The following is a 23,538-nucleotide window of genomic DNA, read 5'->3' as shown; positions in this document are numbered from 1 at the left end:
GGGAGCGGTCGGGACGCGGGGGCCGGCAGGCCGGCCCCCGGTGCCGGTCACTGGTTGGCCAGGACCTGGTTGACCTGCGCCTCGGCGGTGGCGAGCAGCTTGTCGACGTCTGCGTCCTTGTTGGTGAGGATGCCCGACATCACGTTGTCGAGGACCTTGTAGACCTCCTGGGCCTTCGGCGGCTCCGCCTTGCCCGCGACGGGGTTGTCCATGAAGGTCTTGAAGTTGGCGACCGGCATGGTGGCGTACTGGACACGGGCCGCGTCGTCCTTGGTCTTGGACTCGTTCAGCCAGAAGTTGGGCTGGGGAACGCCCACGGGCAGCTTGTCGGCCTTGGTGCGGGCCCACTCGAACTGCCCCTTGCCGACGGTGAGGTTCTTGAAGTTCAACCAGGCGACGGCGGCCTTGATCTTGTCGCCGGAGATTCCCTTCTTGACCATGTAGTTGTTGCCGCCGGCCAGAGTGTTCCTCTCGCCCGGGATCGGTCCCATCCCGAAGTTCTCGTAACTGGCGCCGAGTTGCTGGACCATGTACGCGATGTCGTCGGGTGCGGCCAGGAACATGCCCAGCTTGTCGGTGGCTATCTGCTTCTGCAGGTCGCCCCACTTGAGCAGTTGCGTCTTGCCCATGCTGTCGTCCTGCCAGCGCATGGCGTGCAGGTTCTCGGCGACCTGCTTGCCGAGTTCATTGTTGAAGGCGGCCTTCTTGCCGCTCTCGTCGACGACTGCACCGCCCAGGCTGTACACCTGCGCGGTGAAGTGCCAGCCGCCCGTGTTGCCGGCACTGTACTCGCCGAAGCCCGCGATGCCCTTGCCCAGGCCCGCGATCTTCTTCGCGGCCGCGCGGACCTCCGCCCAGGTGCGCGGCGGGGCGTCGGGGTCCAGGCCCGCCTGCTGGAAGAGCTTGCGGTTGATGAGCAGGCCCATGGTGTAGTTGCTGGTGGGCAGGCCGTAGAGCTTGCCGTCCTGCTTGAGCGAGTTGAGGACGTTCGGATCGATGTCCTTCAGCAGGGGAACGCTCTTGTCGTTGACGTAGGCGGTGATGTCCGCGGCACCGTCGTTGTCGAGGACCTGAGGCAGATCGGTGAAGTAGGTGTAGAACACGTCCGGCTGGGACTTGGCCTTGAGCATCGCCGTGAAGCGTGGTGGCTCCAGGCACTGGCCGGGTGTGGAGCGTCCTTCGATGGTGACATTCGGGTACGTCTTGTTGAACTCGGCGACGTCCTCCTTCCACTCCTTGAGCTCGGCCGCCTTCGCCGCAGGGGGCATGCAGTCGATGGTGAGCGTCACCTTGGTCTTCGGATCCAGGGGGGCGGCGGGGTCGGTCGACCCGCCACCGTCGGATCCATCGCTGCCGTTGTTGCTGCTGCTCGTGCCACAGGCGGCGAGCGCGGTCAGCGTGAGCGCGGAGACGAGGGTGACCGCGCTGGCGCGGCGGATACGGCGGAACCGGGCACTTCTCATGGGTGGTCCCCTTCGGGCATGAACGTGGAGGTCGCCCCACCGCCGATGCGTTGCGGGGCGTCGCACACTCAACCATCGCCGATAGATTGACGCAATATCTCGCGCTGATTTCGTAATTGTTTGACAGATGACCGCATGGGACGCCCGAGAGCACGGGACCCGCCGTCGAGCAACCCCGGCTACGCGGACCCGGATACGCCGCAGGGCCCTGTCCGGGAAGAGTGGACAGGGCCCTGCGGCATCGCGACGCACAGAGGCGGGCCGACGACCGGGGCTACCGCGGAGCCTGGGCCGTCGAACCGCGCACCACCAGTTCGGGCTCGAAGAGCAGTTCACCGGGGTGCACCTCACCGCCCTGGATCTGGGTGCACAGCAACTCGACGGCCGCGCGCCCCATCGCCTCGATGGGCTGACGCACGGTGGTGAGCGGAGGCTCCGTGCAGTTCATGAAGGCGGAGTCGTCGTATCCGACCACGGAGACGTCGCCCGGTACGGCGAGGCCGCGCCGCCGAGCCGCCCGTACGGCACCCAGGGCCAGCGGGTCGCTCGCACAGATGATGCCGGTGACACCCCGGTCGAGAAGGCGCGACGCGGCCGCCTGTCCGCCTTCCAGGGAGAACATCGTCCGCTCCACGCACACGTCGGGCAGTTCCGCGCCGTTGGCCCGTGCGACGTCCCTCGCAGCCCCCAGCTTGCGCCGCGAGGGAATGTGGTCGGCGGGGCCCAGCACCAGACCGATGGACCCATGACCCAGCGAGACCAGATGGCGCCAGGCCTGCTCGACGGCGACGGCGTCGTCGCAGGAGATGCAGGGGAAGTCGAGGTTCTCTATCGGGGCGTTGATGAGGACGACCGGAATCTTCCGCTCTGCGAGCTGCCGGTAGTGCTCGTGCGGAGCGTCCGCCTGGGCGAACAGCCCACCGGCGAAGACGACGCCGGAGACCTGCTGCTGGAGCAGCAGGTCCACGTAATCGGCCTCGGAGACGCCACCCTTGGTCTGGGTGCACAGGACCGGAGTGAGACCCTGCTGCGCCAGCGCACCGCCGATCACCTCCGCGAACGCCGGGAAGATCGGGTTCTGCAGCTCGGGCAGGACCAGGCCCACGAGGCGCGCGCGCTCGCCCCGCAGCTGGGTCGGCCGCTCATACCCGAGCACGTCCAGTGCGGTGAGTACGGACTGCCGGGTCGCCTGGGAGACCCCGGGCTTGCCATTGAGGACCCGACTGACCGTGGCCTCACTGACACCCACCTTCTTCGCTACTTCAGCAAGTCGTCGCGTCATACACGCAAGACTAACGCAAGCAGCGCAAGCAGCTTGCGTTAATCCTGCACCTCAGCTGGAGGGACTCCCCGTCCACCTGCTACGGGTTCCCGTCTCCCTTCTACGGATTGACGTCTATCTTGAAGGTGGAGGTCGTGTTCCGGGTGTCCACCGCGTTGCCGGAGAACCGCAGACCGTTGAAGGTCACCTCACCGACCGCGGGCCCCTGCCCCGATTCCGGCAGCTCGTTCGCCCACAGGCCGAACCCGGACTTGGCATCGAAGGCGTCCCCGCTCCTACGAGCACCCGAGATCGAGATGTCGGTGAAGATCGTGTCCTTGATCGGGAACTGGGGCTGCCCGCCGACGTAGTTCGTCTGGAACATGACTCCGCTGTAGGTCGGATCGACGATGTCGACATGGTTGACCCTGATGCCCTGGAAGATCTTGGAAGCCGAGAACACCCAGATGCCCGGGAAGGTCTGCGATCCCCAGAAGTGGCCTCCTGCCCGCACGATCGAGATGTTCTCGAAGGTCGTCGGATCGGTACCGAAGCCGTTCATCGGGTAGCCGAAGTCCAGCGAGGAGATGGTGACCCCGGAGTAGACGAGCGTGTCCGCGATGCGGATGTTGCGGAACGTGTTGTCGTATCCGCCGTAGACGGCGACGCCCGCGGCCCGCCAGGTCAGTATCGAGGTCAGGTTCTCGTAGATGTTGTTCTTCATGTCCGACCCGCCGGCGTCGATCGCCGAGAACAACGCGAAGCTGTCGTCGCCCGTGGCGCGTGCCTCGTTGTTGGTCACGAGGTTGTCCGTCGACCCGTTGGTCATGTTGATGCCGTCGGCGAACATGTTCCGGATCCGGGAGTTCTTGATGGTGATCCGGTCGGTGTTGGCGCCCCAGTACAGGCACACCATGTGTTCGTTCCAGATGTTGTCGATCACGATGTCGCTGACGTTGGCGAAGTCGAACACCTTCCCCGGTCCGTCGATCCGCGAGGTGTAGTTGCCGAAGTACGCGAAGTTCGAGAACGACGACCCCTTCGCGGAGGCGTCGGCCCGGAACCCGACATCGGTGTTCTCCTGCGCGGAAGGCGCCCGGAACTTCGTGTACCAGGGACCGGCGCCGACCACCTTCACCGCCTTCCCGTAGACCTGGAACTTGCTCGACGTCTGGTAGTCGCCGGCCGGCAGATAGACGCCGACCAGTTTGCCGGTGGTGTCCATCCGCACCGCGTCCAGCGCGTTCTGCACGTCCTGGTGCGTGAAGCCGGCAGGCACCGTGTACGTCGCAGGATCCGGGTTGGCGACCGGCGCGACCTTCTCCAGGCTGATGAAGTCGATCGCGTACGTGGAGGTGTTCGCGGCGTCCTTCTGCAGTCGGATCCTGCTGCCGACGGGCACGGTCTCGTCGAGCATGATGTGCGCCTCGTCGTAGATGTGCCGCGGTGAGCCCGAACCCGGGGAATTGCCGGGCGAGGTCTCGGCGCCGTACAGCCAGGCGTACTTGGACGTCAGCGGGAGCGCCTTCTTCATCACGCCGTCGACATAGACGTTGATCGTGGAGTCGATGCCTCCGCCGCCCGGGGCGTCCGGGATGGAGAAGCGGGTCACCAGGGTGTTGGACGGAGCGCGGGTGGTGAACTCGACGTACTCACCGGTCGCGTCCAGGTTCACCGCCTTGCGGCCGGACGCCTCGCCCGCGATGTCGCCGACCGTGCGGTTGGGACCCACGACCTGAGCACCGCCACCGACCGTGCCGTCCTCCGCCTCGTACATGTCGTACGGCATGTCGGCGCCGCGCCCGACGAAGAGCGGCTGGGTGGATGTGTTGTTCTCCCGTTTCACCGGCAGTTCGTTGGCATCGTCGGCCAGGACGACCTTGATCGTGTACGAACCGTCGGCCGCGGTCCAGGTGCCGAGCTTCACCGGGGCGGTGGTCGCGCCGGCCTCGATCTTGCCGGTGTACGCGCCCGTCAGCGTCTTGACGGTGGCGCCCTTGGAGTCGACCACGGCCAGTGTCACGCCGTGGTTCCCGCCGTCGGAGGCGACGGTGCCCTGGTTCTTGATCGCGACGGAGAAGGTCACGTCGTCTCCCGCGGCGGGGCTGGACGGTGAGGAGTCCACCGCGGCCGCGATCAGGTCGGAGCTGCTGACGGGCTTCACCACGAGGGAGTCCGGACTGGTGAAGATGTTGTTGGACTCGTCCTGCTCGATGATCTCGTTCGCCTCGTCGACGACCGCACTCAGCTCGTAGGTGCCCGCGTCCCGGGACCCGATGGAGGCGCTGACGGTGGTCTGCGCCCCGGCGGCCAGCGCTCCGACCGGCGCGGTGGCGACCTTCGTGCCGCCGAGCCGCAGCGCCACGCTGCCGGCGGGCGCCGCGACCGGGCCGTTGTTGCGCACCGTGGCCCTGAGTGTGATCACGTCCGACTCGACCGGCGCGGCGGGCGTTGCCGTCAGACCCGTGACCTCCAGATCCGGGTTGGGTGCCGGAACCCCGATGACCTGGAACTCCGCGAGCTGCCCGGCCGACGAGCCGGAGTTGGCCGTGAACTTCAGTTGCACGTCGGCGACGCGCGCGGTGACGGGCACGGTGACGCTGTTCCCGCTCGCCGGGTCGAACGCGTAACTCTTCGCGGCGACGAGCCCGGTGAAGGACGTGGCGCTCTGTTCCCGGCCGAGTACCTCGATGGTCTGGGTGCGGGCCGACCACACGCTGTCCGGGTTGAGCTTGAGAACGAGGCTGCTGATGTCGGCGTTCGCGCCCAGCTTGACGGTGAGGGTGTTCGGGTAGCTGCCCGCCGCCCCCTCCCAGTAGGTCGTCACGCTGTTGTCGTTGGCATTCGCCGCGACGAAGGTGTGGACCACGGAGGAGGCGCTGATCTGCTTGCCCACCGCGAGGTTGGAGCCCGCGCCCCCGGATCCGTTGCGGGTGACGGAGTTGCTGTTGCCGGACCGGTTCCCGGCGGCGTCCTTCGCCCGGACGAAGTAGGTGACGGTGGCGGAGGCCGGCTGCGTGTCGGTGTAGGTGGTCACATTGCCGGCGACGCTGCCCCTGAGCGTGTTGTTGGCGTAGATGTCGTAGCCGGTGACGCCCGTGTCGTCCGAGGACGCGCTCCAGGTCAGTTTGATCTGACCACTCGCAGGCTCGATGAAGGCCAGGTTCGTCGGCGCGGTCGGCGCCTGCGTGTCACCCGTGTCGGCGCGCCGGGTGACGGTGTTGCTGTTGCCCGACTGGTTTCCGGCCGCGTCCCTGGCCCGCACGTAGTACGAGACGGTCTGGTCGGCGGGCCGGTTGTCGGTGTACGTCGTGACGTCACCGCTGACGCTCGTCAGGAGCGTGTTGTCGGCGTAGATGTCGTAGCCGGTGACGCCCGTGTCGTCCGAGGACGCGCTCCAGGTCAGTTTGATCTGACCACTCGCAGGCTCGATGAAGGCCAGGTTCGTCGGCGCGGTCGGCGCCTGCGTGTCGCCCGACGCCGGACCGTAGATCTCCAGTTCGGAGACCTGGGCCCCTGGTTGGACACTGTTCGCGGTGATCAGGACGCGGACGTACCGCGTGGTGGCCGCGTCGAAGGTGATCGCGGCGGACTGCCCGCCCGCACTGTCGAAGGTGTATGCCTTGGACGCGGTCAGGTCGGTGAAGTCCGAGCCGTTCGTGCTGCCTTGGAGCTTCAGTGTCTGGCTGCGCGCAGCCCATCCGTCGGGCAGTCGCAGGACGACCCGGTCGACACGGACGGCAGAGCCGAGATCGGCCTGGATCCATTGCGGGAAGGCGTTGTTGCGGCTCTCCCAGTACGTGGCCCTGTTGCCGTCGTTGGCGTTTCCTTCGGTGTAGACCTCGGTGTGGCTGCTCGCGGTCAGAGTGCGTCCGCTCGCCAGGTTGACGGAGGACTCGCCTGCCGTGTGCACCTCCAACTCGGAGAGCTGCGCGACCCGCCCGACCGTGTTCGCGGTGATGTTGATCCGCACGAACCGCGCCTTGGTGGCGGGGAAGGCCACCGTGACGGTGTTGGCCGACCCCGGGCTGAAGGTGTACGCGGCGGAGCTTTTCAGCGTAGTGAAGCTCGTCCCGTCGGCGCTTCCCTGCACGGAGAGCGTCTGGCTGCGGCGCTCCCAGTCGGCCGGCAGCTTCAGGACGACCTGGTCCGTCCTGATCGTGGTGCCGAGATCGGTCTGGACCCACTGCGGCAGAGAGGTGCCTGAGCTCTGCCAGTACGTGCTCTGGTTCCCGTCGGTGATGCCGGTGGCGGCCTTTCCGCTCTGTGCACTGCTCGCCGCGGCCGACCGGCCGGCCGCGATGTTCGGTCCGTCGGCCGCCGACGCCGTCAGCGTCGGCGCGCCGAGCGTCAGAAGACTGGTCACGATCAGGGCGCTCAAGCCCCGCGACCTCCAGCGTTTCGCTCTCATGGTTCCCCGATCCTCGGCCTCGCGCCCTGACGGCGACGAGGCGCGGCTCAGTCGTATCGTGATGAGGATTAGATTTATGCACCATGTACGAGATCTATTGCGTTGAACGATCGGAGGGTTGCAGAGAATTGACGCACCGTCTACTGATCGCGCAGGCAGTAATCGGCATCGTTTCGATCTGGTGCAAGTCAACACCCGTTCACACCAGGGGTTTTCGCTGCGACTGTCAGGAAACGTAAGTTCGCTGCAAACCATGCAAGCTGCTTGCGTCCATGGAAATGGGCACCGTGAGCTGCTCGGGGTGCCTCGGAGCGTCCGTAACGGATCGCGGTTGCTCTGGGCGCCGGCGCCGGCCAGGCCGGAGGGAGAGACCGTGTTTCGCAGGCCGAGGGGTATCGGCTTCCGTAAGCACTCCGCCTGGGACGGCAGACCACTCGCCCGAACGGCAAGGACTGCCCATCGTCCTCCAGTACATCGGCGTTCGTGTGAATTCTTCGCAGGAGACGGGTACCGCAGCCCTGCAACCGGGCATCGATCGTGCCTCCTCCCGTTCTGTCGAGGAGCGGGGGCCAAGGGGCAAATCGAGCCGATTCATCTGGGAGTCGGCCACTTCCGTGGAGAGTCGGGCAAGGGTGCAGCAGAGCAGGGTCGTGCCGAGCAGGCCGGCTCCGCGGATGGGGGAGAGCCGTGACCATCGACTTGGTTCGCGATGTCTCGTCGACAAAACGTAATGCGGTGGCAGTGGTTACCGAGCTCCTGCTTGGATGCTCGGCGTGACGTCTCTGGATCTTACCGATCGCCGAAAGCTGCTGGGTCGACTTGAGCAGTACTACGACGCGGTTCCCCGCTCCGGTGCCCGAGTCGAGGACTTCGGGCCGCTGACCCTGTTCATCCGAGAGGGGCAGGGCTGGCCCTTCTACGCCCGTCCGACCCTGGGGTGGTCCGGAGCGGTGAGTGCCGCCGATGTGAACCGGGTCCGTGCCCGGCAGCGGGAACTGGGGATTCCGGAGACTTTCGAGTGGGTCGCCGAGGCCGCACCCGAGCTGCGGGCTGCGGTCGAGCAGGCGGGCCTTGAGGTGCACGAGCACCCCTTGATGGTGCTCGGCCCGAACGTACCGACTCCTGTCGTGCCCGAGGTGGGCGACGGCGTGGTGCTCCGGACCGTGAGGCACGACGATCCCGTGCTGCCGAGCGCGCTGGCCGTTCCCCACCTGGCCTTCGCCGAGCCTGGCACCGGTGTCGGGGCCGCCGGCCTGGCGGAACTGGACGAGGCGGTGCGCGGCCATGCAGGTGACGGATCGATGGAACGCGCGATCGCACGCATCCTGGCCGGTCTGACGTGTGTTGCCGCCGCGGTGGAGGACGGCACGGCGCTGTGTGTCGGCCAGCACCAGCCCGTCGGCGCGGTCACCGAGATTGTCGGCGTGGGAACTCTGCCGACCGCGCGCCGCCGGGGCCTCGCAGAGGCGGTGACCGCTGTGCTGGTGGCCGACGCACGATCGCGAGGCGTCGAGACCGTCTTCTTGTCCGCGGGCGACGATGACGTCGCCCGGATCTACGCCAGGCTCGGCTTCCGAGCCATGGCCACGGCGCTGATCGCCGAGCCCGCCGAGCCCGCCGAGCAGCAACGGGCGGACAGACCGTCAGCCGCGACGCGACGACGGTTGCACGGGTCGGTCGGTCCATGACGTCACCCCGGGCCCGTGCAGCCTTGCCTCGTCCGGCCTTCTGCGGCCTGTCCCGTGCGCATCTCGGCAACTTGATCGAGGAGTGAGCCGCTCCTCGGATCGGCAGATTCACACCGAGCACGCGGTGGATGCTGTCCTGGAGTTCGATCACGGTCATCGGTGTGTCGTCGTCGTATTCGGTGGTCTCGTCTTCGGTGGTGTAGAGGGAGACAACCTCTGAGGTGGGCGACGCGCCGAGTCCGAGGTTCCCGCGGTCGGTCCCGGTGAAACCCGCGCGGATCGCGCCGAAGCCGGGGACGTCGAGATCGCCGTCGGAGCACTGGGCCTGCGCCCACGGTGATCACATCGCGTCCATCACTGGCCCCTTCCCTCGTAGGCATTCGTCGTGGGCCACAGCGCGGTCCGTTCCCGTGGCGAGCGCGTACGGCCTGCCACCAGGGCCGTTCACTGCGTCTTCTCCTCGACGGTGTCGGAGACGTGGTCGAGGCCGAGGCCGTCGGCCACGGTGGAGGTCGGGGTGTGGAGGATGGCGTCGAACGCGTCGAGGACGGGGGTGTGCAGGAAGGCGCTCTGGATCCGGATGCGGTCGGGGCCCGGGGCCGGGTCGGCGTCGCTGTCGGCCTCCGGGCGTGCCCGGTGCAGATCGGCGATGCTGAGCCCGAGGTCGGCATCGGCGAAGGCGGCTTCGATACTTCCCGGTTCGGGGGTGTTCAGGGGGGTGGGGGCGACGGTGAAACCGAAGCGGGTGTTTTCGTCGCGGCGCATCTCCGCCGTGTGTCCGGTGGTGCTCGTCAGGGCGAGGGCGACGTACTCGTCCCCGAGCGCGCGGTGCAGGTACTGCCCCATCGGGAGCCCCGTGAGGTGACCGTTGAAGCAGACCGGTGTTTTCTGGATATGGGCGTTGTGAGCCGCCAGCACGACGCGGGTTCCGGGTTCGAAGCGCTCCAGGTGCCACAGGACCGACTCGGCCATGTACACGTCCCGGGCCGACGTGTCGGCGGTCAGCCCGTCACCGGTGAAGAGGCCGGCCATGGCGCGGAAGGTGTAGTCGCCGTGGCAGGCGCCTTCGAGTCGGCGCACGGCGATGTCGTAGCTCTGCTGGTCGCCGCAGGAGACGTACAGCGGTTCGAGGGAGCGGAACCGGATGAGCAGGCGCATCAGGGTCGCGCTGAGGGCATCCTGTTCGGCGGTGGCCAGGCGTGCCCACGCGGGTGCGGCGTCCGCCCCGGAGCCACCGGCGAACGATTCGGCGATCCGTATCGCCTCCTGGGCCGCCGGCAGGGTATCGGGATCGATGTGGCGCAGGTAGTCGGCGACCGGGGCCAGGGCGGGAAGCAAGGACCCACCGGCCGCCGGGATGTCGATGCCGACGAAACGCACCGGCGATGAGTCTGCGCGGTTGTGCCCGCGCATCCAGCGCAGCGGCCCATCGACTCCCACGGGGATCGCCGCGTCGAGGTGGGCCGACAGGTCATCGTCCGTCCCCTCGCCGAGGGCCCATGAGTCAAGAGGGAAGCCTTCGCTGAAACCGTATTCGAAGGCCAGGACGGTGAAACCACAGCGTTCGACCAGGAACCGCAGGATGCGCTCGCGCATGAGCGCGAACTCGTCGATGAAGTGGGAATTCTCCCCGATCGCTACGACGCGGGCATTGCCGATGACGGCACGCAGCGGCTCCAGGTCGTCGAGCGGCGCTTCACGGTCGAGGTGGGTGAGCGGGACGGCATGGGTGCGAAGCCAGTCGGCGAACGGGTTGTGGTGGGACGAAGCAGGCATGTGGACACTCGATTCTCGGTGCTGGAAGGTGAAGGGGCAGCCGGGCGGGAGCGGGCCACCGCTTGTAGGGCGACGACCGGAGTTCGGCAACCTGGCCGTGAAGCGTTTCTTCGGGAGGAGCCCGGCTTTCGCGGGGCCGGTCGTCCTCTGTCAGGGTTCGTTCAACAGATCGGCGGCGGGCCTTGACGTGTAGGAGAACTCCCCGACCTCGATCAGCGGCGAGATGATCAGCGGCGGCTTGAGCAGCGCCACCCGTGGCTGCTCGGGCTTCGGATGCACCACGGTCGGGTCGGCGGGAACACGTGGCATCAAGAAGTGCTTCCTCCTTGAAGGGATGTCTGTAGGTCCGGAGGGCCTCAGGCCTTGGCGGTGGACGTCGCAGGCGGCTGCACGGCCAGGTGGGCGCCACGCCAGCGCCGACGCAACCGGCGATCATGGCTGACGATGACGACGGCGCCGTTGTACCCGGTCAGAGCGGTTTCCAGTTCCTCGACGAGGGCGGGTGACAGATGGTTGGTGGGTTCGTCGAGCAACAGGACGTCTGACGGCTCGCTGAGCAGTCGAGCCAGAGCGAGACGCTGCCGCTGTCCGGTGGACAGCCGGCCGACCGGCACCGTGAGCTGATCGCGGTCGAACAGGCCGAGGGACAGCAACGGTTCGGTGTACCCGGTGGCCTCCCCCGCCCGTCCACGGGCGAAGGCGGTCAGTACGGTCTCGTCCGGTTTCCCGGGTCGCGGCTCTTGGGGGAGGTAGCCGATCCTGCCGCGGCGGCTGACGCTCCCGCTGTCGGGGGTGACTTCCCCGGCCAGGACACGGAGCAGGGTGCTCTTGCCCGCTCCGTTCGGCCCCGTGATCAGCAGGCGTTCGCCCGCCGTGACGGTGAGGTCGGTGCGGTCGAGCCGGTCGGTGACGGCGATGTCGGCGGCGTCGAGTACGAAGCCCTGCAGGCGGCGGGCCCGCAGTACGGGGGTGAAGCGCAGCGGCTCGGGCGGGGGCGGGACCGGGTCGGCAAGCAGCCGGCGCAGCCGCTCCTCGGCGTTGCGCACCCGGCTGGCCAGCGACTGCTGCACTCGGCCTCCCGCCCGGTCGTAGGCCATCTTGTTGCCGTCCTTCATCGGACGGCCGTGGGCGACCTGGCGGGCGGTGGTCGCGGCGGCCTCGCGAAGCCGGTCGACGTCGGCCCGCCACTGGTCGTGCGCCTGGACCCAGCGTTGCCGGGCAGCCGCCTTCTCGGCGAGGTAGCCGGTGTAGCCGTTGCCGTACCGGACGACGCGGCGCCGGTCGGCGTCCACCTCCAGCAGGCTGGTGGCCACACGTTCGAGGAAGACCCGGTCGTGGGAGACCGCCACCGTGCTGCCCCGTCGAGTGCGCAGGTGATTTTCCAGCCAGCTCAGGGCAGCCTCGTCGAGATGGTTGGTCGGCTCGTCCAGCAGCAGCATCTCCGGTGCGGCCGCCAGAACGGCCGCCAGCCGCAGCCGGACCTGTTCTCCGCCCGACAGACTGCCCACGGCACGTTCACGGCCCACCAGCCCCAGGCCGAGGCCGTGCAGGGCACGTTCCACCCGGGCGTCGGCATCGTAGCCGCCGCGCAACTCGAAGACCGTCATCAGTTCGCCGTATTCGGCCATGCCCGACTCATCGCCATCGGCCATCGCGGCCTCCAGACGACGCATTCGCTGCTCGACTGCGCGTAGATCACGCAGGGCCCGGTCGATGACCTGCTGGACGGTCGCCTGCGGCGCCAGACGCTCGTCCTGGGCGAGATAGCCGATGCCGCCGGCGGCCTGGACGACGACCTCCCCCTGATCGGGCCGTTCACGCCCGGCGAGCAGGCGCAGCAAGGTGGTCTTTCCGGAGCCGTTCTCGCCGACGATCCCGGTGCGCTCGCCCGCGGCGAGCGAGCAGGTCACCGAGTCAAGGACGAGCCTGCCGGCGAAGGACTTGCTGACGGCGAGCGCGGTGATCTGTGTAGGCATGCAGGCACTCCAAAGCATTCGAGAACAAGGCGGCCGTCAAGGGCCGCGCGGCCGGGCGAACGCTTCGGAAGAGCATCGATCGATCACTCCACTAATGCGACAACTGTTGATTTAAGATGCTGCCATATCACCGTCCCCCTGAGCAATCGGATTACCAGCGATGACTCCCACCGACCCAGGACCGGAAAGCACCCGGCCGCCTCCGACCCGACGCCGGCCCGGAGGCCGCACCGCCCGCATTCGTACGCAGGTGCTCGATGCTGTCCTCGCGGAACTCGGCGAACACGGATATGACGGGCTCACCATGGATGCCGTCGCCTCCCGCTCGGGCGTGCACCGCACAACGGTGTACCGGCGCTGGGTGGACGTCGGCGGCCTGCTCGCCGACGTTCTCGACGCGGCGAGCGACGACGACTGGCAGCCACCGGACACCGGCTCACTGGAAGGCGACCTGGCAGCACTGAACCTGGAGATCCAGACAGCCCTGACCGCACAGCCACCGATCGTCGCAGCGCTGATCGCCGCCTCGTTCCGTTCCGAGAAAGCCTTCCACGCCCAACAACGGCTCTGGGAGGACCGATACGCCCGCTGCGAGATCGTCGTCAGCCGGGCTGTCCGGCGCGGCGAACTCTCACCGCACACCGACGCCCGGCGACTGCTCATCGCCGCCACCGCGCCGCTGTACCACCAACTGGTGCTTGTCCGCACACCACTCGACCCGCACCTGCCCGGTCACGCGGCCAGAACCGCCGCCCTCGCCGCGGCAGCCGGCGCCTTCGCCGAGCCCCCGTCAGCGGTCCACACGAGCGAGACTTGACCAGCCCGCAGCCCTTCGAGGGCATGTGCTCGGCCTGTTCCACCACCTGGTGGGGGCGTCTCCGTCCCAGGCGCACCCAGAGCGCGGAACTACCAGGTGGTGGGGCCGACGAGTTCGGTGAAGGGCTGGCGTGCGGCTCCGGGGATGCCGAGGCGTTGGCGTGCCTCATGGATGGAGTCGAGCTGATCCGCGGCCGACGGGCCCCAGCTGAAGAGCTCGACGGCCTGCTCTGGGGTGGCGAGGACGCGAGTGTAGATGTGACCGGTGGCCGGATCCGGCCGGGCGGGGCCGACACGGGTGAGGGCGGCGGCGAGCCGGACGCGACCGCGGCCGTTGTCGCGGAGGTGGCCGATAATCAGCGGCTCGCCGTGCCGGGCAGCCGCCTCCTCGTCAGCCTCCCTGCGCAGTGTGGCGGCGATGTCCCCGTGGTCCTGGGGTTCGGGCGTGCCGCCGGGGAGACATGCGGATCCGGTGTCCGGTCCCAGGAGGACCAGGACACGCCCGTCAGGAGTGAAGAGCCAGCCCCATGACTGGACGACAGGCAAACCTGGTGGGACCGGGCCCGATGCCCAGGAGAAGTGGTGCTCGGCCCGGGCGGTGCGCAGGACGCCGGCCCGGTCCAGGACGGTCGGAGCGATCGGGCACCCGTTCTCCAGAAACACCGGCCCGGCGGCGTTGATACGTGCACGGAGCGCGGACAGGGCGCGGCGGGCGTCCTGCGGGGAGAGGAGATCAGGCAGGCGGGCGGGCTCGACGAACTCGATCCCGGTGATCTCGCTGTCGGGCAGCCGGATGGTGGCGATCTGGTCGTTGTCCCAGGTGCCGCCGTCGTAGACGCTGAGAATTTCGCCAGGGAACCGTATGGCCTCCGGCGCGTGGGAACTGTGGGCGGAGACCCAGTCGATGGCAAGGCCGCGGTCGACCGCGACGGTGACGCCGAGCTCCTCTCTCAGCTCGCGGGCGGCAGCGGTGGAGGGAGACTCGCCTTTGTCGACGGCACCGCCCGGCAGGAGACAGGTATCGCGGTAGTCGACGTGTTGAATCAGGACCCGGCCGCGCCGGTCCGTGATCAATATCGAGACGCCTGCCCACAGGGCGGCCGAGGCACGAAGGGCCCCGTACTCTTCGTCGGTCATTGCTGTATTGGGCAGCTCGCCGGGGTCGGGCGTCGTGGTCATGTTCTCACCTTTCTACTTGGGTTGATTCAGGTCAGTTGTACGGTCCTGGGGCCGGGGGAGACGGGGAGGGGGCAGGCGGCCTCAGGTGGTGAGCCGATGCGGGTCACCGGGGACCGGCCCGGACATGAGTCGTGTGAAGTGCTCGGTCCGGATGATCTCGTGGCGGGTCTCTTCGGGCAGGCGGACGAGGATGCCTGGCAGGGAGCGCTCGCGGGCGACTTCGCCTTGATGCGCGAGGATCGCGGCCCACTTCACGGCAATCCACGGAGTTACGTCCACGACCGTGGTGACGTACTCGTCCGGGACGCAGAGCACGCTCTTTCCGACACCCGCCAGCAGCGGTGCCAGTTCGCCGACGCCGGTGTCGGGGTGGGTGGCCGCGTACAGGGCTTGAGGCTGCCAGGGGTCGCCCGCTTCCGGGTAGAGGTGCGGGACGCCTGCGGCTTCGCAGGCGAGGAGGGTGATCTGATGGGTGCGGCGGTGGTCCGGATGGGCTGTCATCTGGCCGAGTACGTCGTGGGTGGTGACGATGTCAGGGCGGAAGCGCCGCATGTGGTGGACCAGTCGGGCGACGGCCTTGTCGATCGGCGCGTCGATGAGGCGCGGCCGGCCGGGAGCGGAGGAGGGGTTGCGTGCGTCAGCGTAGCCGAGCATGCGCGGTTCGCCGGCGCCGAGTTCGTCCAGGGCGTCGGCTAGGTGGGCCGCGCGGGGACTGTCTGCGGCCCAGGTGGTGGTGACGACCGCGGTGCGGTTCCCCGCGCGGTGTGCTGGGCGATTGTGCCGCCGACGAGCAGGGACTCGTCATCAGGATGCGCGAACACGCCCATCAGAGACGGGGGAGTGGACGGCGTCACGGGGTGCCTCCGGCTGGTGAACGGATCGATCGGGAATGCGCTTCCGCGCCCTCGCGGATCAGCGCGTCGACGACGTCCTCGCGGGGGCCGTCGAGGTGCCCAAGGCCAGGTGCCACAGGCCGGAGGCGTAGACGTTTCCGGCACGGCGGGACCGCAGGACCTCCACGCCCGTGGTGCCGTCGCGGCGCAGAATCAGATGGACGTCGACCGGTTCCCGGTGTCGCTGCTCCGGCCGGGTGACGAGGGAACACCATGGAAGCGGCGCCGCGGTGACCTCGCCTGCCATGAGTCGAGGCTCGGCCACCGCCACATGTCGGGCGCGCTCTCGTCAGGGAGCGCCTACGGTGCCCCTGGACCCCAGGCGAACGTGCGCACACGCTCGGAGACACGGAAACGCCGGCTGGAATTCTCAGCTGTCAACCGCCCACCGACGTGTAGCTCAGCACTCCAGTCCCCTCGAGTTCTCCGCAGCAGCACAGCGTCACCGCTCTCTTCCCAGGCATCTCCTTGCTTCTTCAGAGTCCTGAATTTCCTGGGTGGCTGCTGGAAGCAGGGGTACTCCGCAGTGAGAACGTCGCCATCATCCATCGGAGGAGCGAGGACGGCGTGAGGGTTCTTCTCCTCGTCGTACCAGAGGTTGCACGGCTCCCAGGACTGGTAGTGAGAGGGAACCGGAACCGTACTCAACTGCCCGGTCTTGGAAACTTCCGAGAACTCCAGATGGCCTGGCTTCCCCAGTCCGTCACAGCCGCCGGAATTCACTCCGGAGAGTAGCAACCGCCCGTCGGGTCCGGATTCGACTGCGTCGGGGTAGGCGTTGGCGACGGTGAGGGCGGATGCCTGGAGGAGCGAGTTGACGCGAAACAGCTTGGGGCGGCAGTCGTTCCACGGAATTCCGATGAGTGAATCGCCCGAGCTCGCCGCTTCGCCGTAGAGATCCATCGTCGCGCAGCCTCCGGTCCCGCAGTATTTCCGGGCCACCTCCCAGACTTCTTCTCGGGTCTGCCCGCGGTGGAGCGTCGCGGGGTTCTCCAGGTGAACCGCGGTGGGCTCTTCTTGCCCGATGCGATACCGGGCGAAGCCGGCTTCCTCACCACCCAGCGTGTCCCATTCGGAGAGCAGGACGTCTCCCGCGAAGGAGAGCCGACAGCTCCCGCATTCCCAGCTGCCGACCTTGCCCGTCGCCAGATCCGCCAGGTAGATGCGCCCCTCGTCATGACCGGATCTCGTCGGGGCGGTGCTCCATGCGAGTTGTTTGCCGTTCGGTGACCAGGCAAGCTGGCGGGCCGCCATGCCCGGCGGAATCGGGGCGACTCGGTCAGGGCCGGCTTCGCCGGTCCTGACCTCGACGCTGCTGTGCGTGGCGTAGGCCAGGGTCGGAGGGATCTTGCGTTCCCAGAGTGGCACTTTGTAGAGCGGAATCGTCATTCCGACCTGCCTGCCGACGAATTCCCCTGCGGTCACCTCCATGCCGGCGCCACCTTCGATGAATCCTTCGACCTTGGCCTTTCGGTTCAGTGGTTCGATACTTCCCTCCACGCCGGTTCCGAATTCCAGGAAGAATTCTGTAGCAAAAACATCCAGCGGTACGCCCGCCACAAGTTTGACCCTGAAGCCGACCTTTCCCTTCAGCTTCCCTTCTGTGGCCCCAGCCAGCTTGGACTCATACTTGACAGGGTCCTTGTCCTCGATATGCGCCGTAGCGAAAGGCTTTAGGGTGAGTCGGGACTTCACCGTGAATTCATTTTCAATCTTCGACTCAACCTTGAGTCCTGTTGCCGCCTGAGCTTCGACCCCTCCGACGACCGACAGTTCAGGACGCACGGTGAATGGTCCGACGCGCGCCAGCACGGCTGTCATCGCGCTGGCCACGTGAGTCTTCTCCAGACCTTCCTCCCATTCCCAGCTGCAATGCGCAGAATGTGGGGTACCCCAGGTTGTCTTCAGTGAATATTTGATCTTTGCTTGAAGTTGCGCCCAGACAAGATCGGTCTCATTGAACCCCATATCGGTTCCGGTGAGGTCGACGCTGGGCCATTCACCCTCCGCCTTGAACAGCGGGTGGTTGATCCCGCATGAAGCCTGACCGCCTTTGACCTTGCCTTTCCATGTGTCGATCTTGAGGGTTGCCTCGGTCTCGGGCTTAGGAATTGGCGGATCCGCTGCGTACGCGGCCGGCACCACGTCCGAGGCCGTCGCGCTCCCCTTTCGTGCAGCAGGGAAGCGCAGGACAGCCTTGGGCATGGCCTCCTGCAGCTGGGCCGGTGCCGTTTCGGCGGCCAGCACGGACTTGCGATGCTCGATACGGACTACCCGCCGCAGCAGGCCCTTGGGCGTCTGCGGCCCCTCGGCTGCGAGAAGGATGTCGCCGGTCTTCAGATTCTGTGCGCTCTTGGTGTCGGCCCGGAACAGCAGCTCTTGATCCTCACCCGTGGTCGATTTGGCCAGCCCGAGGTTGGTGTGGTCGAGAATGCGAGCCTTGTCGGCAACCGCGATCTGGTAGTCGACGATCAGGCGCGCTGACTCGCCGCTGTCGACCGTGGCGGTGAGCACGTCACGCGAGGTGTAGTAGGTCGCGTGGGCCGCCTTGAACGGCGCCGGTGTCACGCGGACGGATCCCGGGGGTACCTCCACGGTGGTGGAGGTCGTCACTGACCGCTTGAACCCGCCGGACCCGGTGACCGTGACGGCTGACCGGGCATTGCCGGGCAGCCCTTTGATCTCGATGGCAAGGCGGGTGTCGGATTCCTGAATCTTCCAGAAGGCGACCCCGCCTCCGGCCAGTAGTGCGAGCACCACGAGGACGCCGAGCCACCAGGCCCGTCTGCGTTGCATGGTCATGCGCTATCCCTTCACAGCGCCACGGTGAGGCGTGACACCCATCAACAGAGTGAAAGGTATTAACCACATAACATGGTGTCACTGCAACTCGGGGATCCATCAACTTCGCGTCGGCTTGGCCGAGTTGCTTCGCTCGGAGTCATTGAGAGGTGAAGATGCACCCCTCCGCCAGGGGAGAGACCGGTCGGCCCGCGTCACGTCGGGAGCGCCTGCGCGTCGAGTTGGAGCACGACGCGCTCGCGGTGGCGCGCCGGCTCATCGCCACGCAGGGCGTCGAGGCCCTGAGTCTGTCGGCGGTGGCCCGGGAGGTAGGGGTCACTCCGCCGGCGTTGTATCGATACTTCGAGGGAAAGCCGGGCCTCACGCTCGCGGTCTACCAAGGCGTCACGCGTGATTTCGTGTCGACCGTCGCCGACGCGGCGGGGACAATGGACCCGGAGGATTTCGGCGGTCAACTCTACGCAGCTACAAGGGCAGTGGTGGACTGGTCGGTCGCGAACCCTGGTGAGTTCGATCTCCTCATGGGCGCAGGCTACGCACGGTTGGTCGCCTCCGGGCAACACGTCGACCAAGTGCTGATCCGGGAATTGGGCGGTCTGTTCGGACAGACCTTCGCACAGTTGTGGCGCCGGGGCATCCTGCGGTACCCGTCTGTGAAAGAGATGGAGCCGCGCCTTCGGGCACAGGTGACGGCGTACGGACGGTTGATGGAGCACGACTACCCGCCAGGGGTCGCGATGGTGATGATCACGTGCTGGCGGCAGATCTACGGGCTGCTCTGCATGGCCGTCTACGGACACCTGGCCTCGTCATTCGATGATTACCTGCCCTTGTTCGAGAACATGATGGACGACCTCCTCGCCCTGTGCGGTGTGCCGCGGAAGCGGTGAGCACGCGCCGCGCCCGTCGGGGCGGCGACTGCTGTCGCAGTGTCCGGCGCGTGGTCCCGCCACGGGTGTTGGCCGAAGCGCCGTCGGTCGCCATGTGCAGGGCCGCGGTCCGGGGACGGGATCAGAGGGTGTGAGCCTTCGGTCTGCTCTGCGCATGGCCGACCGGGGTGGCGCGAGGGGGTGCCACCCCCTTCGAGGTGATCGGTTCAGTTCAGGAGGGCGGTCGGTTCGTCACGCCTCCCGGACACGGAAAGTCGCCTCCGGGAAACGGCGTCCGTTGACTTGGAGGGCGATCGAATACGCACCCGGCGTGAGCTTCACGGTGGCAGTGGAGCGCAGCACGTGGTCCTTGGCGAGTGACGGTTCCTCACTCGGCTTGCCGCTGCTGCGCAGAAGGAAGTACACCTTCTCGCGCGGCTTGCCGGTCCGCTTCGTCGAAGAGATCACGAACATCACGTGGACCGGGACGGGCGCGGTGGTGGTGAGAGTGGCGGAGAAGCTGAGCGTGTCGCCGTCGGCGAGCTCGGTGCGTTCCAGGACGAGAGGCGTCAGCTCGACCGGCGCGTCGGGCGTGTGGCCGAGGAAGGCGTAGGTACCCGGCCAGCCCTTCTTCAACCTGCTCCGAAGAGCCTGCCGGGAGATGAACGCGAAGTGTTTGTCGGGAAGGGGACCAGAGACCTTCCCACGCCGAAGTGTGGCCAGCACCCGATCCGGCTGCGTCACGGACAGGTCGTGCAGATGGTTGGCGACCGACATGCGGACGTAGGTGCTGGAGTCGCCGTAGAGCTGCTCGATGACAGGCAGTGCCACGTCGTCAGGCACGGAGATGCGCGGGGCAGGGGCAGCAGAGGGCAGGTGGCCTCACTCGCGAGCCGACGGGTCCGGTGGTCCAGGTCTCGGGCCCCGGCGTCGATGGCCTTCATCGTCTCGTCGGGGAAGTTGTTGAGGAAGTCCCGCACGGCGACCTCTGCCGAGAAGTACCGGGTGAAGCGAGCGAGGGCTTCGAGGGCCGGGTCCAGATACTCGCCGGTGCGCAGGTAGCGGGCGACGAGGTCGGAGTGCGGCGAGTAGGTGTGCCAGCCGAAATCGTTCGTCACGCCGACGGCTTCAGAGGGTGGTATGTGACGTGATGTCGCATCTGTCATCACCGGAACGCGTGGGGTCGCCGCATCTCCGCTGTCCGGGAGGCCCGGCCGTGTTGGAGTGTCCCGCGTGAGCGACCGTCAGTCCTACAAGAGCGACATATCCGACGAGCGCTGGGCTCTGATCGAGCCCGTGATCACCTCGTGGAAGGCCCGGCACCCCTCCGTCAGCGGCCACCAGGGCACTACGACATGGGGGAGATCGTCAACGCCCTGCTGTACCAGTCCCGCACCGGCTGCCAGTGGGATCACCTTCCCCACGACCTGCCGCCCGCCGGCGCGGTGAAGTACTACTTCTACAAGTGGCGCGACGACGGCGCCCACCAGACCACCCACGACCTGCTGCGCCGGCAGGTGCGGGAGAAGAGGGGCCGATTAGCCGACCCCGGCCTGGTGGACTCCTCGGCCCAGTAGCCGGTCGCATGCCGCGTGCCGTCCTTCAACGCCCAGTAGGTGGCTCCGCTGACGATGAGAAGCACCTTTGACATGGGAGAAATCCCCTCTCGGACGCACGCCAGGAGCGGCTTCGGCGGGATGCCCCGCGAAACCGACCCGCCCCGCCGGATTTCTCCCCCCTTCCCACGCAACCACGCTAGGCAGCTGCGCCGACCACGCGCAACCCGGCGCTCCGCCGGCGGCCTTGGACGCGTATCGCGCCGTCGGCGGTGGCGCCCTCGGCCACGGACGCATCCGGTCACATGTCCAGGACCACGCCGGCCGGGGGCGTCGAACAGCAGATGAGCGCGCTTCCTCCGGCGGGGGCTCCAGGGGCTGTGGGGCGTATTCAACGTGGCCGGAGAGAAGCGCGGTCTCGCAGGTGTGACAGATTCCGGTGCGGCAGGACCAGCGCACGGGCACGTCGCACGCCTCGGCGAGTTCGAGCAGCGTCCCGTAGTCAGGGTGCCAGGGGACGATCAGCCCGCTGCGCGCGAAGGCTACGGACGGCCCCGGGCGGCCGCCGGGAGGAGCGGCCGGCTGGTGCGGTGCCCGGCTCGCCAGCGGCTGGCTCCGCTCGGCGCCGTCGGTGCGGGTCCGGCGGCGGGAGTGATCGGCACCGTCTGCATGGACACCGTGCGGTTCCTGCGCCGGCGTCGGGCCGGCGGCGAACACGACGCCGTGCGCTGGGAGTTCGCCCGGTCAGCACCTGGCAGGAGGCGCCGGATCCCGGGCAGGTCGGAAAGCGCCTGGCCGAGGCCTTCACCCTGCGCGAGCTGCCGGACAGCGCGGCGTTCCCCGTCAGCACCTTCATGCACTGGGCCTATGGAGTGGGCAACGCGGCCTTCTACGACGTCGTCAGCGCCTCGCTGCGCAAGCCCCACCTCCTCTACGGGCTCCCGTACGGTGCGCTCGTGTGGCTCAGCGGATACGTGTTGCTTCCGATCGCGGGACTCTACGAACCCATCTGGACATACGACGCCAAGACGCTGGGTGATGATCTGACCGCCCACCTCGCCTACGGCGTCGGCACGAGCAGCGCTTTCTGGTTGCTGAGCAGGGTTTCCGTGTTCTCACGGCAGCTGTAGTTCGTGATCTGGGTGGCGCGTGCCGATCGCGGGGGAGACCGGGGACGAAAGGTCTTCCACGGACGCGGTCGGCGCCGGCCCGCAGTACTCCGGCGCGCTGGGCGGGGTCGGGGTGTGCCAGGTCGCCGTCCACCTCACCTTCGCCACCGACCGCGGCCACATGGTGACCGGCCGGGCTCCGTACCTGCCCAGGGACTGTGCCGGGGACGAGGAACGCCGTGAGCTGGCCGGCGCTCCCGAGGAGGTGTGCCTCGCCACCAAGCCCGAACTCGCCGCGGCCCTGCTCACGCGGGCGGTGGCCGGCGGGATACGGGCCGCGTTCTTCGCGGCCGACGAGGTCTACGGCACCCGCCACCTGCGGCGCACCTGCCGCACCGTCGAGTTCGGGTACGCGGTCGCGGTCCGCTCCCAACCACACGGAGAGACGCTCGGTTGCGCCGATGAGCGGACACGTCGTTCTGCCGGCCCGCCGAGAAAACCCATTGCGAGTGACCCGCATCGGATGTCTGATTGATCGGCCACCGATCACGGGAGGGAACATGAGTATGTCGCTGCCCATCCTCTCGTTGCACACCGCTCGCCTTCGACTGCGTGCATTCGAAGACGCGGATGCGAACGACCTCTTCGCACTGCACAGCAGCGCCTACGTGCTGCGCTACTGGGACGCGCCACCGTGGAGCGAACGCGTGCGCGCCGAGAAGTTCATCACGACTTGCCGGCAGATGGCACAGGAGGGCACCGGGGCGCGGCTGGCCGTGGATCGTGTCTCCGACGGGGCGTTCATCGGCTGGTGCAGCCTGAACAGGTGGAATCCGGACTACCGCAGCGCGTCGCTTGGCTACTGCTTCGACGATGCAGCGTGGGGCCACGGCTACGCGACCGAGGCCGCGCGCGCTTTGCTGCGGTGGGCATTCGACACGCTGGAGCTCAATCGCGTCCAAGCTGAGACCGATACGCGCAACGTGGCATCTGCCCGCGTGCTGGAGAAGCTCGGCTTCTCGCGTGAAGGGACGTTGCGGGAGGACTGCGTAGTCAACGGCGAGGTCTCTGACTCGTGGGTATACGGGCTGATCAGGCGGGAGTGGCGGCCGTCGTCGGAGCCGGTTCCCGCCCACTGAGTCACGTCGCTCGGCACCCGGTATCGGCCACGCCCCAAACCATTTGATCACTGCGCCTCATCCACACACGACAGCGAATCGGATAAAAGGTTGCGTACCGTCCTCTCGGGGGTCGGCGGCAGCGAGCGAAGCAGTACGTTGAGGGCTTCGGCGCCCGTGACGGGAAGGTGTGCGTGCAGAGCCTTGCTGGTGCGAGCAATCCGCTCTTTGAGCTCCAGCCTGGGCAGGTCGGACATTACGTCCCGCGCGAAGGCTTCAGCGTCGAACCCGGGGCACACGCCATGCACTTGGCGTCCGATCTGGGTGATGCGATCGATGGTGAGGACGATTTCCCTCTGGGGCACCTTCACGGCCTTCACGGTCATGGGCAAACCCTAGGGTTGGTGACCGGGCGATCCTCGCGTTCTCGCCGCAGGTCATCCGGCGGAGCCGCTCGGGGCTGCGGGCTGTCGGACAGCAGCGCGACACAGGAGGCGCGAGTGGCCGGAGCTGTCGCACGAGGAGGCGCCGCCGACACCGCCGCTGACCGCCAGGCACCCGGGGCCACGGCACGTTTCCGACGTACTCCGGCTGCCCTCCAAGTGCCTCTGTCGTGGACCG

At 67.6% G+C, this 23,538-nt stretch carries 19 protein-coding genes and 2 pseudogenes; 7 read left to right on the top strand and 14 right to left on the bottom strand.

Going from position 1 to position 23,538, the window contains the following annotated elements; translation table 11 throughout:
• Positions 1–47: 47 nt before the first annotated feature.
• From ACIOHC_RS37980 to ACIOHC_RS37970, 3 genes are all read right to left on the bottom strand, one after another.
• Positions 48–1,463, bottom strand: coding sequence for an extracellular solute-binding protein (locus ACIOHC_RS37980; RefSeq protein WP_351078745.1), 1,416 nt, complete (start codon positions 1,461–1,463; stop codon positions 48–50).
• A gap of 274 nt (positions 1,464–1,737) precedes the next feature.
• A complete protein-coding gene (locus tag ACIOHC_RS37975) occupies positions 1,738–2,745 on the bottom strand; it encodes a LacI family DNA-binding transcriptional regulator (RefSeq protein ID WP_351078747.1) in 1,008 nt (335 codons plus the stop codon).
• A 100-nt stretch (positions 2,746–2,845) separates the two neighbouring features.
• Complete coding sequence (locus ACIOHC_RS37970) at positions 2,846–7,135, bottom strand: discoidin domain-containing protein (protein ID WP_401846123.1); 4,290 nt, start codon at positions 7,133–7,135, stop codon at positions 2,846–2,848.
• Positions 7,136–7,908: 773 nt separating this feature from the next.
• Here ACIOHC_RS37970 and ACIOHC_RS37965 point away from each other — a divergent pair.
• Positions 7,909–8,823 carry a GNAT family N-acetyltransferase gene (locus tag ACIOHC_RS37965; RefSeq protein ID WP_401846120.1) on the top strand — a complete coding sequence of 305 codons (915 nt, stop codon included), beginning with the start codon at positions 7,909–7,911 and terminating at the stop codon, positions 8,821–8,823.
• 444 nt (positions 8,824–9,267) lie between these two features.
• Here ACIOHC_RS37965 and ACIOHC_RS37960 read toward each other — a convergent pair whose 3' ends face one another.
• From ACIOHC_RS37960 to abc-f, 3 genes and pseudogenes are all read right to left on the bottom strand, one after another.
• Complete coding sequence (locus ACIOHC_RS37960) at positions 9,268–10,599, bottom strand: erythromycin esterase family protein (protein WP_401846118.1); 1,332 nt, start codon at positions 10,597–10,599, stop codon at positions 9,268–9,270.
• Positions 10,600–10,776: 177 nt separating this feature from the next.
• A pseudogene (locus tag ACIOHC_RS37955) lies at positions 10,777–10,908 on the bottom strand (antibiotic acetyltransferase); the annotation flags it as partial.
• Positions 10,909–10,955: 47 nt separating this feature from the next.
• Positions 10,956–12,575, bottom strand: coding sequence for a ribosomal protection-like ABC-F family protein (gene abc-f / locus ACIOHC_RS37950; protein WP_351078755.1), 1,620 nt, complete (start codon positions 12,573–12,575; stop codon positions 10,956–10,958).
• Positions 12,576–12,735: 160 nt separating this feature from the next.
• Here abc-f and ACIOHC_RS37945 point away from each other — a divergent pair, with 160 nt between their 5' ends.
• A complete protein-coding gene (locus ACIOHC_RS37945) occupies positions 12,736–13,392 on the top strand; it encodes a TetR/AcrR family transcriptional regulator (protein WP_351078758.1) in 657 nt (218 codons plus the stop codon).
• Positions 13,393–13,481: 89 nt separating this feature from the next.
• On the opposite strand, the gene ACIOHC_RS37940 is transcribed toward ACIOHC_RS37945, so the two are convergent.
• The 4 genes and pseudogenes from ACIOHC_RS37940 to ACIOHC_RS37925 all read right to left on the bottom strand — a co-directional run bounded on the left by ACIOHC_RS37940 (position 13,482) and on the right by ACIOHC_RS37925 (position 18,265).
• Positions 13,482–14,570, bottom strand: coding sequence for an NUDIX hydrolase (locus ACIOHC_RS37940; RefSeq protein ID WP_351078761.1), 1,089 nt, complete (start codon positions 14,568–14,570; stop codon positions 13,482–13,484).
• A gap of 81 nt (positions 14,571–14,651) precedes the next feature.
• A pseudogene (locus ACIOHC_RS37935) lies at positions 14,652–15,397 on the bottom strand (PIG-L deacetylase family protein).
• Positions 15,398–15,482: 85 nt separating this feature from the next.
• Complete coding sequence (locus tag ACIOHC_RS37930; protein WP_351078763.1) at positions 15,483–15,710, bottom strand: hypothetical protein; 228 nt, start codon at positions 15,708–15,710, stop codon at positions 15,483–15,485.
• Positions 15,711–15,763: 53 nt separating this feature from the next.
• Positions 15,764–18,265 carry a hypothetical protein gene (locus ACIOHC_RS37925; RefSeq protein WP_401846114.1) on the bottom strand — a complete coding sequence of 834 codons (2,502 nt, stop codon included), beginning with the start codon at positions 18,263–18,265 and terminating at the stop codon, positions 15,764–15,766.
• Between the two features lie 155 nt (positions 18,266–18,420).
• Between ACIOHC_RS37925 and ACIOHC_RS37920 the strand changes: the two genes are divergently transcribed.
• Positions 18,421–19,155 (top strand): TetR/AcrR family transcriptional regulator, encoded by a 735-nt coding sequence (locus tag ACIOHC_RS37920; RefSeq protein WP_351078813.1) that lies wholly within the window; start codon positions 18,421–18,423, stop codon positions 19,153–19,155.
• A 231-nt stretch (positions 19,156–19,386) separates the two neighbouring features.
• Here ACIOHC_RS37920 and ACIOHC_RS37915 read toward each other — a convergent pair whose 3' ends face one another.
• The gene (locus tag ACIOHC_RS37915) at positions 19,387–19,965 is read right to left on the bottom strand and encodes a hypothetical protein (RefSeq protein WP_401846113.1); all 579 of its coding nucleotides are present in this window, start codon (positions 19,963–19,965) and stop codon (positions 19,387–19,389) included.
• Positions 19,875–20,252, bottom strand: coding sequence for a hypothetical protein (locus ACIOHC_RS37910; RefSeq protein ID WP_401846111.1), 378 nt, complete (start codon positions 20,250–20,252; stop codon positions 19,875–19,877). The genes ACIOHC_RS37915 and ACIOHC_RS37910 overlap by 91 nt, the downstream gene beginning before the upstream one ends.
• A 237-nt stretch (positions 20,253–20,489) precedes the next feature.
• On the opposite strand from ACIOHC_RS37910, the gene ACIOHC_RS37905 reads away from it, so the two are divergent.
• On the top strand, positions 20,490–20,711 hold the full coding sequence (locus tag ACIOHC_RS37905; RefSeq protein WP_401846109.1) for a transposase: 222 nt from the start codon (positions 20,490–20,492) through the stop codon (positions 20,709–20,711).
• Here the strand turns inward: ACIOHC_RS37905 and ACIOHC_RS37900 are convergent.
• On the bottom strand, positions 20,673–21,407 hold the full coding sequence (locus ACIOHC_RS37900) for a 2Fe-2S iron-sulfur cluster-binding protein (RefSeq protein WP_401846106.1): 735 nt from the start codon (positions 21,405–21,407) through the stop codon (positions 20,673–20,675). The genes ACIOHC_RS37905 and ACIOHC_RS37900 overlap by 39 nt on opposite strands.
• A 137-nt stretch (positions 21,408–21,544) precedes the next feature.
• Here ACIOHC_RS37900 and ACIOHC_RS37895 point away from each other — a divergent pair, with 137 nt between their 5' ends.
• The 3 genes from ACIOHC_RS37895 to ACIOHC_RS37885 are packed head-to-tail and all read left to right on the top strand — an operon-like array spanning position 21,545 to position 22,938.
• Complete coding sequence (locus tag ACIOHC_RS37895; RefSeq protein WP_351078776.1) at positions 21,545–21,820, top strand: hypothetical protein; 276 nt, start codon at positions 21,545–21,547, stop codon at positions 21,818–21,820.
• Between the two features lie 19 nt (positions 21,821–21,839).
• A complete protein-coding gene (locus ACIOHC_RS37890; protein ID WP_351078778.1) occupies positions 21,840–22,334 on the top strand; it encodes a transposase in 495 nt (164 codons plus the stop codon).
• Between the two features lie 31 nt (positions 22,335–22,365).
• Positions 22,366–22,938: a GNAT family N-acetyltransferase gene (locus tag ACIOHC_RS37885; protein ID WP_365693853.1), complete on the top strand. Its 573-nt coding sequence runs from the start codon at positions 22,366–22,368 to the stop codon at positions 22,936–22,938.
• Between the two features lie 47 nt (positions 22,939–22,985).
• Here the strand turns inward: ACIOHC_RS37885 and ACIOHC_RS37880 are convergent, their stop codons facing one another.
• Positions 22,986–23,303, bottom strand: a complete 318-nt coding sequence (locus ACIOHC_RS37880; protein ID WP_365693851.1) for a hypothetical protein — start codon at positions 23,301–23,303, stop codon at positions 22,986–22,988.
• Positions 23,304–23,538 lie beyond the last annotated feature (235 nt).

Source organism: Streptomyces sp. NPDC088252, from assembly GCF_044740965.1.
Classification (GTDB): Bacteria; Actinomycetota; Actinomycetes; order Streptomycetales; family Streptomycetaceae; genus Streptomyces.
Note: the sequence above shows the minus strand (reverse complement) of the source record. Positions and strands in the feature narration are given on the sequence as shown.